General features: G+C 72.5%; 6 protein-coding genes. 1 reads left to right on the top strand and 5 read right to left on the bottom strand.

From position 1 onward, the window contains the following. Positions 1 to 151: 151 nt before the first annotated feature. Both ACFYV1_RS26450 and ccrA read right to left on the bottom strand, forming a co-directional pair. Positions 152 to 3,595, bottom strand: a complete 3,444-nt coding sequence (locus ACFYV1_RS26450) for a CARDB domain-containing protein (RefSeq protein WP_389398082.1) — start codon at positions 3,593 to 3,595, stop codon at positions 152 to 154. Positions 3,596 to 4,292: 697 nt separating this feature from the next. Beyond that, positions 4,293 to 5,621 carry a crotonyl-CoA carboxylase/reductase gene (gene ccrA / locus ACFYV1_RS26445; protein ID WP_389398081.1) on the bottom strand — a complete coding sequence of 443 codons (1,329 nt, stop codon included), beginning with the start codon at positions 5,619 to 5,621 and terminating at the stop codon, positions 4,293 to 4,295. Positions 5,622 to 5,969: 348 nt separating this feature from the next. Between ccrA and ACFYV1_RS26440 the strand changes: the two genes are divergently transcribed. Beyond that, on the top strand, positions 5,970 to 6,860 hold the full coding sequence (locus ACFYV1_RS26440; RefSeq protein WP_389398080.1) for an acyl-CoA desaturase: 891 nt from the start codon (positions 5,970 to 5,972) through the stop codon (positions 6,858 to 6,860). 113 nt (positions 6,861 to 6,973) lie between these two features. On the opposite strand, the gene ACFYV1_RS26435 is transcribed toward ACFYV1_RS26440, so the two are convergent. The 3 genes from ACFYV1_RS26435 to ACFYV1_RS26425 are packed head-to-tail and all read right to left on the bottom strand — an operon-like array spanning position 6,974 to position 14,335. Next, positions 6,974 to 8,089, bottom strand: coding sequence for an alpha/beta hydrolase (locus tag ACFYV1_RS26435; protein WP_389398079.1), 1,116 nt, complete (start codon positions 8,087 to 8,089; stop codon positions 6,974 to 6,976). A 49-nt stretch (positions 8,090 to 8,138) separates the two neighbouring features. Beyond that, entirely contained in the window at positions 8,139 to 12,374 is a 4,236-nt protein-coding gene (locus ACFYV1_RS26430) for a beta-ketoacyl synthase N-terminal-like domain-containing protein (RefSeq protein WP_389398078.1), read from the bottom strand. Further along, positions 12,371 to 14,335, bottom strand: coding sequence for a fatty acyl-AMP ligase (locus ACFYV1_RS26425; RefSeq protein ID WP_389398077.1), 1,965 nt, complete (start codon positions 14,333 to 14,335; stop codon positions 12,371 to 12,373). The genes ACFYV1_RS26430 and ACFYV1_RS26425 overlap by 4 nt, the downstream gene beginning before the upstream one ends. Positions 14,336 to 14,528 lie beyond the last annotated feature (193 nt).

Genomic DNA, 14,528 nt, shown 5'->3' with positions numbered 1-14,528 from the left:
CCGGCCCCGCCGCGGACGGCGGGGCACGACTCGGTCGGATGTGCGGGATGTGCGGGATGTGCGGGACGCGGTGCCCGGTCCGGCCGGGCGCCGCGAAGCCGACGTGCGGTGGGGTGCCCGGCCCCGCCGGGCACCCCGAAGCGCCGTACGGTCAGTCGCGCAGCTCCTGCCCCACGGCACGCGGCGACGCCGCCCCCGCGGAGCCGTTGATCACGAACTGGGAGCCGGGCTCGACGACGACGTCACCCTGGGCCGAGCCGGTGACGGTCACGTTCGTCAGGGTCGCGCTGCCGCGCGCCCCGCCCATCGCCAGGATCCCGGACCCGTTGTTCGACTTGTCGATGGTCACGTTCCTGATCTGGACACCGGGCATCGAGCCGCCGCCCGTTTTGAACTGGATGCCGTCGTAGGTCGAGTCGTGGATGTCCGTGTCGCGGATCGTGACACCCGGGATGTCCGGCCCCTGCGCGAAGAGCGTGATCGCGCCGAACTCCTGTGCCTCGCCCCAGAACGCCCCGCCGGTCCGGTGCAGACCGTTGTTCGCGATCAGGGTCTGGCCCGAGAACGGCAGCGGGTCGTGGTCGGTGGCCAGCATGATCCCCGGGTAGTTCATGGTGTCGGAGATCAGGTTGTTCTCGATCGTGTTGCCGTATCCGCCGTAGACCGCGATGCCGTTGGCGCGCCACGGCAGTTGGACCGTGTTGTTGCGGAAGTGGTTGTCGTGGCCGATGTCGACCGAGGTGTCCTTCACGTACTTGCTGGCCCACACCGCGAGGGCGTCGTCACCGGTGTTGCGGAAGGACGAGTTGAACACGGTGGAGTTCCGAGTGCCGTTGGCGAAGTTGACGCCGTCCGCGTAGGTGTTGCGGATCCGTACGCCGCTGAACTCGACCCGGTCGCCCGGACCCCACAGCTCGGGGATGTTCGAGTAGTCGCGGCCCACCCAGGCACCGACGTTGGCGTGCTCCAACCACACGTTGGTGATCTTGGTGTCCTTGCCGAAGCGGCCGTTGAGCGCGACGCCGCCCTCCGCGTTGCCGTCGCCGCCCCGGATGGTGCCCGAGCCGAAGATCGCGATGTCGGAGATCCTGGTGTTGTCGTCGATGTCGAAGCCGAAGTTGCCCTCGTGCGGGTGGTTGATGCCGCCCGCCTGGTGCGGCGGGGTCAGCGAGTACAGCTGCGAGTGCCACATGCCGGCGCCCCGGAGGATGACGTCCCGGATGCCGACCTGGTTGAACTGCCCCCGGTCGAGCGGGTCGTCGGTGAGGATCTTCTTCTCCTGGCGCCACTGTCCGGCCGGGATCCACACGCAGGGGATCTCGCCCTTCTGGTCGGCCGTGACGGCACGCTGGATGGCGTCCGCGTCGTCGATCCCGTCGTTCGGCACGGCACCGTACGCCGTGATCGAGGCGCATTCGGCGGGCTTGGCGGCCGGTGCGGCGACCTGCTCCAGGTCGATCAGGTCGATGATGTAGAACGCCGCGTCGTCTCCCGCGTCCCTCTGCAGACGGAAGGTCGTGCCCTGCGGGTAGGTCTGGGTGAGCAGGGCGTGCGACTCGTCGAACAGGCGGCGCGCGTCGCCACCGGGGCGGTTGGTCAGGCCCTCGGGGTCGTCGGTGCTGCCGTAGAGCCAGCTGTGCTTGGAGGACAGGCTCAGCTTGCGGACGAACCGGCCGTCCGCGTAGAGGCTGATGGTCGCCTCCTGGCCGCCGCCGGCCGCGGCGTCCGGTATCGAGTTGCGCACGACGATCGAGTTGGACGCGCTGGTGCTGGTGAACTCCACGTACTGCCCGGCGGAGTTCAGCCGGACCGACTCACGGCCGGAGGACTCGGTGGCGAAGTTGGTGTGCCCGAAGGTCCGCTCGGCGTCCGACTGCAGCAGGGTGCCGTTGTACCGGCCGTCCTCCGCCTCGTACTCGGTGTACGGCACGGCCGCGCCGCGGCCGACCACCAGGGAACGGGCGAAAGTGTTGTTGTTCTCGTTGGTCTCGGCGACCGTGCCGGTGGCGTCGGCCGTCGCGGTGAGGGTGGCGCCACCGCTGGTGGCGGTCCAACTGCCGCTGACGGCCACCGTGACGGAGCCGCCGGCGGGAACACTGCCCGTGGTGCCGTTCAGCGTCGCGCCGCCGACCGTGAGCCGGGTGACGGAACCCGCGGCCACCGCGCTCGTACCGCGGTTGTGCACGGTCACGGCGAAGGTGACCGTGGCGCCGACGGCCGGGGCGGCCGGGTTGGTGGAGATGCCCGTGACCTCGAGGTCCGGGCCGGGCGCCTGGCCGACGACCAGCTTGGACCCGGCGGTACGGCTGTTGTTGCTGTTGTCCAGTTCGGCGACCGTGTCGGTGGGGTCGACGACCGCGGAGACGGTGTAGCTGCCCATCGCCCGCTTGCCCACCCGCACCGGAACCTTCACCGACGCTCCGGCGGCGAGCGCATCGACGGCGGCGCTGCCCGCGACCGTGCCCTCCAGGCTGACGTTCACCGAGGTCGCGGGCGCGGCGGCGCTGCCCCCGTTGCGGACCGTCGCCTCGACCGTGACGGGATCGGTCTCCGACGGCGAAGTGGGCGACCAGGCGAGCTCGGTGACCGTCAGGTCGGGAGCGGGCGCGGCCGTGCCGACGACCTGGAACTCGGCGACCTGGCCGCCGCCTCCGCCGGTGTTGCCGAAGAACTGCAGACGCACGTCCGCGTACCGGCCGGAGACCGGGATGGTCACCGTGTTGCCGTTGGCCGACGGACTGAACGTGTAGTCCGCCCGGTCCTTCAGCGACGTGAAGCCGGACACCCCCGCCTTCTGGCCCAGGACCTGGATGCTCTGTGACCGCGTCGACCACACGGGGTCCGGGTTCAGTTTGACGACGACCCCGGACAGGTCGGCGTCGGCGCCGAGCTTCACGGTCAGCGTCGACGGATGGCCGCTCGCCTCCCAGTAGGTGGCGGTGCTGTCGTCGTTGGCGTTCGACGCGATGTAGTTCTGGGTGGTCGACGACGCCTCGATCGGCTTGCGCAGCGACAGGTTCGTGCCCGTCGGCGGAGGATCACCGGGATCCCCCTCGCCGGCCTCGCCGTACACCTCCACCTCCGACAACTGGGCCGCGTTCCATCCCGTGTTGGCGGTCACCTGTACTCGCAGATAGCGCACCTCGCCGGCCACGTCGAGCGACACGGTGTTGCCGGACGACGGTGAGAACGTCCGCCCGGCGGCGGCGGACAGGGTGCTGAAGCCGCTGCCGTCGGTGCTGCCCTGCACGCCGAGGGTCTCGGTACGGGCCTCCCACGCGGTGGGGAGCTTCAGCACCACTTCGTCGACATCGACGGTGGCGCCGAGGTCGATCTGCACCCACTGCGGGAACGACCCCAGGGGCCCTTCCCAGTAGGAGCCCTGGCTGCCGTCGGTGACATTGCCGGCCGGATAACCGGAGTGCGAACCGCCGGCCGTGGCCGGCCGGCCGAGCGCGAGGTTCGGCCCGTCCGCGGCGGCTGCCGTCCCCGCCTCCGGTGCCGCGTTTGCCGTCGCGGGCAACAGCCCGACGCTCAGCAACCCGGCCGCCACGAGCCCGGCGAGCAGCCGTCGGCCGTGTTTTCTCCCTCTCATGGACCTCTCGTTCCCTTCCCTGAGCGCCCGGCGACGCCGGCCCCGCCAACCGTCTCCGTCCGGCGCGCGAGGCGGGTCGGACAGCGAAGGGCGGCGATGCGCGGGTGACCGGTGCGCCTGGTGGACGATGACGAGCTCACCAGGCGTCGGCGGTGCCCTGGTGAGGTCGAGCGCTGCAAATCCAAAACTTGAGTAATTCCGTCAATCTTTTGCAGCGTTGAGGTGACAGGTTTCTACCAGGTATGGACTTTGTCAACGGCTCGGTACGGAGAGGGAGTCGGCCGGGAGCCCGGCGACTGCCGCCCGGCCAGGACGAATTGGGCACAGCGGGACACCCCCGGCGGGCCGCGTTCGGCCCGCCGGGGGTGCGGCGAGGGGTGTGTCGGGAGTCTGCCGTCGAGGAGGCCGCGCCCGGTCCGGGACCGTGCTGCACGGATGCCCGGGTGCCCGGGTGCCTGGGTGCCTGGGTGCTCGGGTGCTCGGGTGCTCGGGTGCTCGGGTGCTCGGGGCACAGCGCAGCACGCCGCGGCGCGATCGCCGGGGCGTGCTGCGTCGTCCGTCGGGGGCGCCGGGGCGGTCAAGCCCGGCTGTTGACGGCGATGCGGCCGCCACTCAGGGCGGCGAGTTCCCGCGGAACGAGCCGGGCCGGGCGGGGGCCCGGCCCGGGCCCCGGCGCCGTCGGTACTGGAAGGCCCGCTCAGCCGAACCGGAGCAGCGGAGCGATGTCCGTCTCCCCGAAAGCGGCTCGCCGCTCCGGATCGGAGACGCCGAGGCCCGCCTTGGGCGCCAGGGCCAGCACCCCGACCTTCCCGGAGTGGCGGTTGCGCTGGACGAGCCGGGCGGCCTCGGCCGTGTCCTCGAGGTCGTAGGTGACGGAGAGCGCGGGCCGGATGTGACCCAGGTCGAGCAGCCGCCCGACGGCGGCCTGCTCCTGCAGATTGGCCCCGTGACTGCCGATCACCCGCTTGAGCCGCATCCACAGGTAGCGGTTGTCGAACTCGTGCCGGTAGCCGGTGCTCGATCCGCAGGTGACGACCGTGCCGCCGCGCCGGGCGACGAACACGGACACTCCGAACGTGGCCCGTCCGACGTGCTCGAAGACGATGTGCGGATCCTCGCCCACCGCGGCGCGGATCAGCCGGCCGAGCTTCTTCCCCGTCGCCGCGGGATCGGCGGGGGCGTCGCTGCCGGTGAGGCCGATCTCCGTCCGGTTGATCACCGCGTGGCATCCCAGGGCGCGGGCCTGCTCGGCCTTCTCCTCGCTGCCGACCACTCCGACCGCGATCCCGCCGCCGTTGCGGACGAGTTGGGTCGCGTACGCACCGAGCCCTCCGGCCGCGCCCCAGATCAGCACGACGTCGCCCTGGGTCATCCGGGCGCCGCGTTCGCCGACGAGCATGCGGTAGGCGGTACCCGCGCAGAGCGGACTGCAGGCGGCCTCCTCCCAGGTCAGATGGGCCGGCTTCGGCAGCAACTGGCTGGCGCGCGCCACCCCGTAGTGGGCGAGACCTCCGAAGTTGGTCTCGAATCCCCACGCCAGCATGGAGTCGCCGAGCATCCCGTCGGCGTGCGTCGCGGGTTCCTCCTCGTCCACGTACACGGGACTCACCACCACGTGGTCGCCGACGTGCCACCTCCTGACACCCGCACCGGTCCGGACGACGACGCCCGCCGCGTCCGAGCCGATGACGTGGAAGGGCTGGTCGTGCCGGGCGGCCCAGCCACCCTGACGCGCGAACTGCTTCAGGAACGAGAACGTCGGTATCGGCTCGAACATCGCGGACCACACGGTGTTGTAGTTGATCCCGCTCGCCATCACCGCCACCAGCACCTCGTCGGGGGCCAGTTCGGGCATCGGCACCGGACCCACGTGAACGGACCGCCGCACGTCGTTGTCCGCCGCCCCGGCGAAACCGCCGACGTCCTCGACCCGCAGATGCGCGGCGGTGTAGTGCGCCGGAACGGGCAGCCGCTCCAGCTCGGCCGCGGGGGCCCCGGCCATGACTGCCTCGGCGAGCGCATCCATGAAATTCCTCCCGTCACGGCCGGCCGCGGGCCCGGTCGGGCACCCGGCGGTCAAACAGTGCGGGCGGCCCCGTGGAGCCGCAAGGGAATCGGCCGCGATTCGCGCGGATCGCGCACCGGCCCGCCCCGTCGTTGTCACTCGCGGACAACGACGGGTCCAGGGCGGGGCGCACTGTCAGCGAGGTGACGACCGCGGGGCCCGGTTCGCGCGCCCTGTGAGTGGAGACCGTGCCGCACCCGTCCGTAGCGTCGGGGGACGGCCGAGCACGCCACCCGCCGACGAGAGGCGAACACCGTCATGACGCAGTCGAACACGGCACCCGGGCCCGAAGCGGCCTGGGGAGAGCGCATGGACAGGTCCGACCGGATCGTCGTCGGTGTGTTCGTCGGCATCCCCTTCGTCGCGGTGATCGCGTCGGTCGTCGTCCTCTGGGGATGGGGCGTCACCTGGCACGACCTGGTGATCGGCGCGGTGATGTACGCCGTCACCGTCCACGGCGTCACCGTCGGATACCACCGCCTCTTCACCCACCGGGCGTTCAAGGCCGCGCGCCCTCTGAAGGTCGCCCTCGCCGTCGCGGGCACCATGGCCGTGGAGGGCGACCCCGTCACCTGGTGCGCCGATCACCGCCGTCATCACCAGTTCGCGGACAAGCCGGGCGACCCGCACTCCCCGTGGCGCTTCGGCACGTCCGTACGGGCACTGGTCAAAGGGATGATGTGGGCCCACGTCGGATGGACGTTCAACAACGAGAAGACCAACCGGGAACGGTACGTGCCCGATCTGCTCGCCGACCGGGATCTCGCCGCGGTCGCCCGGTGGCAGCCGCTGATCGTGCTCTTCTCGTTCGTCGCCCCGGCCGTCGCTGGCGGGCTGTGGGGCGACGGACTCTGGGACCCGGGGGCCGCCTGGTCGGCCTTCTTCTGGGCAGGGCTCGTACGCATCGGCCTCCTGCACCATGTGACCTGGTCGATCAACTCGATCTGCCACATCAGCGGCGCCAGGCCGTTCCGTTCCCATGACCGTTCGGGGAACGTGTGGTGGCTCGCGCTCCTCTCCGGCGGTGAGTCCTGGCACAACCTGCACCACGCGGAGCCGACGTCGGCCCGCCACGGGGTTCTGCGCGGTCAGATCGACAGCAGCGCGCGGCTCATCCGCTGCTTCGAGCTGCTGTCCTGGGCGCACGACGTGCGCTGGCCCGACGAGCGCAGGCTCGCCGCCAGGGCGGTTCGCGAGTGAGATCCGCCCGCCGGCCCGCCGCCGGCCCGCCGCCGGCCCGCCGCAGGGGTGCGGCGGGCCGGCTGAGCGGCAAGGGCGGGGCGGGGCGGGCTGAGCCCGTGAAGGTGGCGGAGTCAGGAGGGCAGGCCGAGACCGGCGGCGAGTACGGGCCAGGAGGCCTTGAACTCCCGCTGCCAGTAGGGCCAGGCGTGCGATCCGCCGGAGTAGAGGTGCACCTCGGCCGGTATCCCCAACGCCTCGAGCCGCTGCGTGAATCCCTGCGCCTGACGCCACAGGGAGCCTTCGAGAAGCACTCCCTCGAGGTTGCCGAAGTCGATGTTCGGAATCCCGCTGCCCTGCGAGACGTAGAGCCGGGTGCCGGTCAACTGCCGAGCCTGGGCGGCGGGGTTGTGCCGGTTCCAGAGGTCCCGGTTGAACAGCGGGTGGCCCCAGAGGGAAAGGGGCAGCAGCTCCTCCCGGGCGACGATCGCGTTGAGCACCATCGGCATGCCGTACGCCGTCGTGTCGACGATGCCGCTGTACGAGGCGGCGGCGCCGAAGGTCCCCGGATGCCGGGCGGCGAACGCCAGCGCGCCGTACCCACCGGTGGACACGCCCGCGACCGCGCGGACGCCGCTCGCCCGGTAGCGCAGACGCAGCAGCTCCATCAACTCCTCGACCTGGAAGGTCTCGTAGTCCGGAGCCGAACGGCTGCCGTAGCCCCACCAGTCGGTCGGGATCCCGGTGGGTCCCGAGGACGGCATGACGGCGATGACGTCCTTGTCCGCCAGGAACTGCTCGACATCCGTCTCCCTGGTCCACGACGTGTAGTCGTCGTGCGCACCCTGAAGGAGATAGAGCACCGGCCAGGTCCGCTCCGGCTGTGCCTCGAAACCGGCGGGCAGGACGACGCGTACGGGCAGTGTCCTGCCGACCGCGGGCGAGTCGACGGTGAGATCGAACGTCCGTGCGTCGATGCGGCTCTCGGACACGATGCGGGCGCCGGACGCCGCGGGCGTGACCTCGCCGACCGCGAGGCCGGTGCCCGAGCCGGTCGTCGGGGTGCTCGTCGGGGCAGTCGTCGGGGCGGTCGGCGGGGCGGTCGGCGGGGCGGTCGGCGGGGCGGTCGTCGCACCGGCGGCGCCTGCCGCGCCCGTGGCGCCCGCAGCGATCAGGACGGTGCTGACGGCCAGCGCGGTGAACGTTCCGCGTGGGCGGCGCGCACGCCGGTGCGCGGGTGGCTGTGACATGGGCGGGACCTCGCTTCGGATAGGGGGGTGTGCGGCGGCCTGCCGCCTCTCACGCGTGCGGAAGGTCGCGTTCGAGCAACTCCACGAGCGTGTCGACGACCGGGGGGTCGAGCAGGGACAGATGGTGTCCGGGCAGCGGAGACACCGTCAGATCAGAGCAGTACGCGTCCCAGCCCAGCGCTTCGTCCGTCCGCTCGTAACGCGTGTCCCGCACCGTGTGGGGCGCGGACTCGGCCGCCCGGTACAGCAGCGTGCGCCCGGAGTGGGCGCCGGGTGTGTGCCGTTCGCCGCTGCGCAGATCGAGGTAGGACGTGCGCTGGTGCTCCAGCACGGCGGCCGGCAGCTCCACCGCGTGCTCCAGCACCTTGAGTACGAGGGTGACCTGCCCGGCGTCGTCCAGCCCGGCCAGCTCCTCGTACGGCAGGGAAAGGGGCTTCCCGTACGTCCTTTCCACGAACGAGGCGAAGCCGGTGAAACGGCGCCGCGCCTCCTCGAGCGGTGTCGTACCGGCCGGGGCGGCCAGCGGCAGAACCGAGTCCAGCAGCACGAGTGCGGCGACCGTGCCATGGGCCGACAACAGCCGGGCGGCCTCCTGCGCCAGCAGCCCTCCGTACGACCAGCCGCCCAGCAGCCAGGGCCCGTCCGGGCGCACCTCGCGGATGCGCGCGGCGAACTCGGCGGCCCGTGACGCCACTTCGTCCGTGTCGGGCAGCCGGTCGAAACCGAGCACGGGACGGCTTGCGGCCAGTCGCTGCGCGAGAGGCCCGTACACGTCCGCCGACCCGCCCGCGGCATGGGCGAGGAAGAGCGGAGCCCCGTTCCCGGCCCCGGTGGGGAAGGTGCGGAGCCGTGCTGCGACACCGAAGGCGGCGCGGGCCCCGGCCGCTGTGCGCGAGTGGCCCGTGCCGCCGTCGCCGAGTCGAGGCAACGGCTGCGGCAACGGCTGCGGCGGTAGCTGCGTGAGCAGGGCGGCAACGCCCCTCAGAGTGCCCTGCCGCAGCAGGGTCGCCGGTTCCAGGACCGTGCCGAACTCCCGTTCCACCGAGGCCCGGACGCGTACCGCCGACAGCGAGTCCAGTCCGAGTTCGGTCAGCGGCACGTCGGGGTCGATGCCGTCCTCGCCGTACCCCATGACGTCGGCGACACAGCGCCTCAGCCGGTCGAGGACACCGGCTCCCGGCGCCAGGGCCGGGCGGCTGGGAACCGCCGTCGCACGACCGGGTTCCTCCCCGGCCCAGAACCGGACGTGGCGCCAGCGCGGTACGGGGACATCGGCGATCCGGCCACCCGGGTTCAGCAGTTCGCGCGGTGTCGTCACCGCGAGGCCGCGGACGAGGAGGCGGGCGAGCGAGGAACGGAACGCGAGCGCGTCGTCCGTGTCCTTGCTCAACGTGGGGACGACGAGCACCTCCCCGGCCCCGGATGCGGCCTGCCTGTCGGTCGGCGTCTCGGCCGGTCCGCCGACCAGTCTGTCGGTCGGCGTCTCGGCCGGTCCCCCGGCCAGTCCCTCGGCCGGTGTCTCGGTCACTGTCTCGGCCAGTGCCTCGGTGAGCGGACGCAGTTGAGTCGGATGCGGCGAGACCTCGACGAAGACCCGGTGACCGTCCTCGGCCGCCGCCCGTACCGCCTGGGTGAATCTGACCGGCCGGCGCAGATTGGCCACCCAGTACGCCGTGTCGCAGGGCGAGTTGGAGCGCGGGTCGTCCAGGACGGTGGTGTAGCGGCGGCAGTGGGCGTCCGCGTGCGGCACCGTCCCGAGTTCCCGGGCGAACCGGTCCAGCAGCGGGTCGACGGCCGGTGAGTGACCGGCCGCGGTGACGCGCAGCGAACGGGCGAACCCGCCTTCCGCGGTGACCTGGGCGATCAGGCCCGCCACGTCCTCGGACGAACCGGTGACCACGCTCTGCACCGGCGAGGCGTGGACCGCGACCCGCAGGGTGGGGAACCGGCGTGCCGCCGCGCCGACGGCGTCGCCCGGCCGGTCCACCACCGCCATCGCACCATCGGTGAGACCCGCGAGCAGCCGGGACCTGACGGCGATGACGTGCGCACCGGTCGCCTCGTCCAGCGCGCCCGACACGACGGCCGCCGCCACCTCGCCCATCGAATGTCCGATGACGGCAGCCGGCTCCGTCCCGTACGCCCGCCACAGCTCGGCGAGCGCCACCTGGAGGGCGAAGAGGGTGGGCATCACCACGTCGGGCGTGGTCAGTTCCGCGTCCGGGAGCAGCAGATCGTGCAGCCGCAGGCCCGCGTGCTCCGCGAGCAGGTCGGCCATCCGGTCGACCGCCGCGGCGAACACCGGCTCCGTGGACAGCAGCCCGCGTGCCATGCCCGGCCACTGGGAGCCGTAGCCGGAGAACACCCAGACCGGGCCCGGGCCGCCCGGCGCAGGGCCCCGGCCGGTGTGCAGACGCGAGTCCGGGGCCCCCGCCGCGTACCGGGACAGCGCCGTCGCGATGTCCTCCCGGCTCCGCGCGACCACCGCGGCCCGGTGCCGGCCCCGCCCCGTGCGGCCTGCGAGCGTGCGGGCCAGGTCGGCGGGGCGCACGGAACGGCTGACGGGGGTGGCGAGCCACTCGGCCAGTTCGCCGGCGTGGGCGCGCACCCGGTCGTCGGACGAGCCGTCGAGGAGGAGCAGCACGGGCCGCTCCCCGTTCACGCGCACCGCGGGACGGGGGCGGTGTTCGGCGAGGACGACATGGGCGTTGGTGCCACCGAAGCCGAACGCGGACACACCGGCGGTGGCCGTACCCGAGTACCGGGGCCACGGTTCGGGGCCGGTCACCACCCGCAGGCCCAGGGCCTCCAGGTCGGCATGCGGCCCCGGCTCCGAGAAGTGCAGCTGACCGGGGATCTCGCCGTGGTGCAGGGCCAGTACGGTCTTGATGAGCCCGGCGATGCCCGCCGCCGCCTCCAGATGCCCCAGATTGGTCTTGGCCGATCCGATGAGCAGCGGCTGGTCTGCCGGACGTCCGGCCCCGGAACCGAGCGCACGTCCCAGTGCGCCCGCCTCGACCAGATCACCGAGCGCGGTGCCGGTCCCGTGCGCTTCCACGTAGTCCACCGTCGCGGGCGTGAGGTGCGTTCGCGTCAGGAGTTCCTGCTGAGCCCCTGCGCTGGGCGCGGTGAGCCCGTTGGAACGGCCGTCGGAACCGACCCCGGTGGCCGTGATCACGGCGAGCACCCGGTCCCCGTCCCGCTCCGCGTCCGACAGCCGTTTGAGTACGACGACGCCGCAGCCCTCACCTCGTACGATCCCGTCGGCCGCGGCGTCGAACGCCTTGCAGCGGCCGTCGGCCGCCAGGGCTCCCGCACGCTGGAAGCCCAGCGTGACGGCGGGCGAGAGCAGCAGGTTGACGCCGGCCGCCAGTGCCGTGTCGCTCTCGCCCTGCGTCAGACTCCGCACCGCGTGGTGCACGGCGACCAGCGAGGAGGAGCAGGCCGTGTCGACGGCCAGGCTCGGACCGCGGAGATCCAGGAGATAGGACAGCCGGCCCGCGGCGACACCGAGCGCCGACCCGGGGGCGGTCCAGGCATCCACCGACGCCAGGTCCGCGGTCGTGAGATGGGCGTACTCGTTCCCGCTGATCCCGACGAACACCCCGGTACGGGTACCGGCGAGCGAGGGTACGGAGAGCGCCGCGTGGTCCAGGGCCTCCCGCGAGACCTCCAGGAGCATCCGCTGCTGCGGGTCCATGGCCGTGGCCTCGTGTGAGCCGATGCCGAAGAACTCGGCGTCGAAGCCCGCGATTCCGTCCGTGCCGGTGCCGGTGCTTGTGATCGCTTGGCCTTCCGCGGCCGGGCGTTCAAGGAACGCGCCGTACCTGCTGATGTCCCCGGGAAGCCCGGAACCGTCGCCCACGAAGGGATCCCAGCGCCCCTCGGGGACCGTTCCGACCGCGTCGCGGCCCTCCGCCAGCAGCCGCCAGTAGCCGTCCGGCGAGTCGGCACCACCGGGAAACCTGCACCCGACGCCGATCACGGCGACCTGCTCGTTCCCCGGGAGAGGTGCGTGCCGGACCGGGGGAGCGGGAGCGTTGTCCTGCTGCTCCCCGTGCGCCAGCCGTGTCAGCAGGGTGCCGATCGTCGGTGTCTCCCACAGCAGTGTGGGAGGCAGGCGGATGCCGACCCGGTCGCCGAGCATCGCGGTGAGCGCGACGGCGTCCCGTGAGGTCAGACCGAGTTCGGCCAGAGGGCGGTCGTCGTCGATCTCGTGCGGCTCGTAGCCGTACCAGAGGCACAACCGCTCCACGATCGCGGCACGGAGCCCTGCCCCGTTCATCGCCCACCGCTCCCGCCGTGGACCGAGGCGGTGACCGTCATGGAGACGGAGCCGGACCCGGACCCGGAACCCTCGCCGCCTCCTCCGCCGAGACCCGCGCCGAGGCTCCCGCCGAAGCCCCCGCCGAAGCCTCCTTCGGCGAAACGGGCACGGCTCGCCGCTCGCGCCACCTTTCCACTGGTCGTACGGGGCACGGAACCCGGCGGGACGAGCAGGAGCCGCCCCAGGCGCAGCCCGTGCCGCGCCGAGACGGCGGCACGCGCCGTCCGCTCGGCCGCACGCGCCTGTGAGTCCGACGGAGCGGCACCCCGGCGGTGCTCCGCCACGACGACGAGCTCGTCGCCGGTGCCGTCCGCGCGCGGAACGCTGAACGCCGCCAGCCGGTCCCGGCGCACCGCGTCGACGGCGGACTGCACGGATTCCTCGATGTCCTGCGGATAGTGGTTGCGGCCGTCCACCACGATCAGGTCCTTGAGCCGGCCGGTGACCAGCAGCCGGCCGTCGTGCACGGCCCCCAGATCCCCGGTACGCAACCAGCCGCCGTGCTGTCCGGCCCCGCCGTCCCGTGCCCGGCCGTCCTGTCCCGCGCCGCCGTCCTGTCCCGCCCCGCCGTCCCGTCCCGCGCCGAAGGTCTCGGCGGACAGACCGGCCCGCTTCCAGTAGCCGAGCCCGATGTTCGGCCCGCGTAGCTGGATCTCACCGACCCGGCCGGGCCCTAGCACCTCGCCTCCCACCGGATCGGCGATACGGAGCTCCTGGCCGGCCGGGGTCCCGCACGAGACGAGCCGTGTCACCCTGTCACCGTCGACACCGCCCGCACCGTCGTCGCCGCCCGCACCGTCCCCGTCGCCGTCGGACGTCCGCAGTTCGACGCGCCCGTCGGCGAGGGCCTGCCGGTCGCACACCAGGGTCGTCGGCGGACGCTCGTACGTGTCCGTCGTGACGAACACGGTGGCCTCGGCCAGCCCGTACGCAGGACAGTGCGCGCCCGGCGGCAGCCCGGCAGGGGCGAACGCCCGCTCGAAGCGTTCCACGGTCGTGCTCCGCACCGGTTCGCTCCCGTTGATGAGCACACCGACACGGTCCAGCCGCAGTTCGGCGACCTGCTCCTCGGAAGTCCGCGCCACGCAGTAGTCGTACGCGAAGTTCGGCGCGGCGCTGATCGTCCCCGGGTACGAACCGAGCAGCCGCAGCCAGCGGACCGGATCCTCGAGGAACGCCACCGGGTCCATGAGCACGGACGGGAAACCGCCGACCACGGGGGCCGCGATGCTGAGCACGAGACCCATGTCGTGGAAGAGGGGCAGCCAGCCCACCGTCGTACTGGACGCCGGCTCCGCGCCGAACGCGGTTATTGCCTGGCGGGCGTTGGCGACGACGTTGGCATGGGTGATCATGACGCCGGCCGGGTTCCGGGTCGATCCCGAGGTGTACTGCAGGTACGCGATGTCGTCCGGGCCGGGGCGTCCCACCGGAACCGTGACCGGAACGCTCCGGTCGCCCGTCCCGTCCACGCGCACCACCGGCAGCGGCGGCAGTGCCTGCGCCTCGGTGAACTCCGCGATCCGGGGAGCGGTCGCGATGTCGGAGAGCGCGCACACGGGCTCGCAGTCCTCCAGGACGGCCGCCAGCCGCCCTTCGTGGCCCGGGAGGTCCGGACTGAACATCGGTACGGCGATCACCCCCGCGTACAGGCAGCCGAGGAACGCGGCGGTGTAGTCGATGCCCTGAGGCAGCAGCAGTACGGCCCGGTCTCCCGGCCGTGCCACCGCCGTGAGCCGTCCTGCCACCGTGCGGGCCCGGGCGTCGAGCGCCCGCCAGCCCAGCGTGCGATGGAGTCCGGCGGACGCCGCGTCGGGGAAGTCCACGTACGTGAAGGCACGCTGGTGCGGGCGGCGGGCGGCCCAGTGCCGCAGATGGTCGGTCAGCAGAGGGCCCGTGGGGGGCTGCGAAGCGTTCATGACGGCTCCAACTGATCGCGGTCGGGAGCAGGGGGTGTGGAGGACTCGGAGCGGAGACGGGCGCGGAAGCGGAGTCCTGGACGATGCACCAGGGTCCGCCGCGAAGTGACCCGCGAGTAAGACGGATCGCTGACAGAACGACGGCCCGTGTCTGTCACTTCGGTGACAACAACGGGCCGGAGAACCGTCGCCC

It is taken from the genome of Streptomyces sp. NPDC003023 (assembly GCF_042888225.1).
In the GTDB taxonomy this organism is placed as follows: domain Bacteria; phylum Actinomycetota; class Actinomycetes; order Streptomycetales; family Streptomycetaceae; genus Streptomyces.
This window is presented reverse-complemented; position numbering and strand designations above follow the sequence as displayed.

Excerpts from the sequence above, each read along its gene's own strand:
- ACFYV1_RS26450 (WP_389398082.1), bottom strand. The coding sequence starts at position 3,595 with ATGAGAGGGAGAAAACACGGCCGACGGCTGCTCGCCGGGCTCGTGGCG.
- ccrA (WP_389398081.1), bottom strand. The coding sequence starts at position 5,621 with ATGGATGCGCTCGCCGAGGCAGTCATGGCCGGGGCCCCCGCGGCCGAG.
- ACFYV1_RS26440 (WP_389398080.1), top strand. The coding sequence starts at position 5,970 with ATGGACAGGTCCGACCGGATCGTCGTCGGTGTGTTCGTCGGCATCCCC.
- ACFYV1_RS26435 (WP_389398079.1), bottom strand. The coding sequence starts at position 8,089 with ATGTCACAGCCACCCGCGCACCGGCGTGCGCGCCGCCCACGCGGAACG.
- ACFYV1_RS26430 (WP_389398078.1), bottom strand. The coding sequence starts at position 12,374 with ATGAACGGGGCAGGGCTCCGTGCCGCGATCGTGGAGCGGTTGTGCCTC.
- ACFYV1_RS26425 (WP_389398077.1), bottom strand. The coding sequence starts at position 14,335 with ATGAACGCTTCGCAGCCCCCCACGGGCCCTCTGCTGACCGACCATCTG.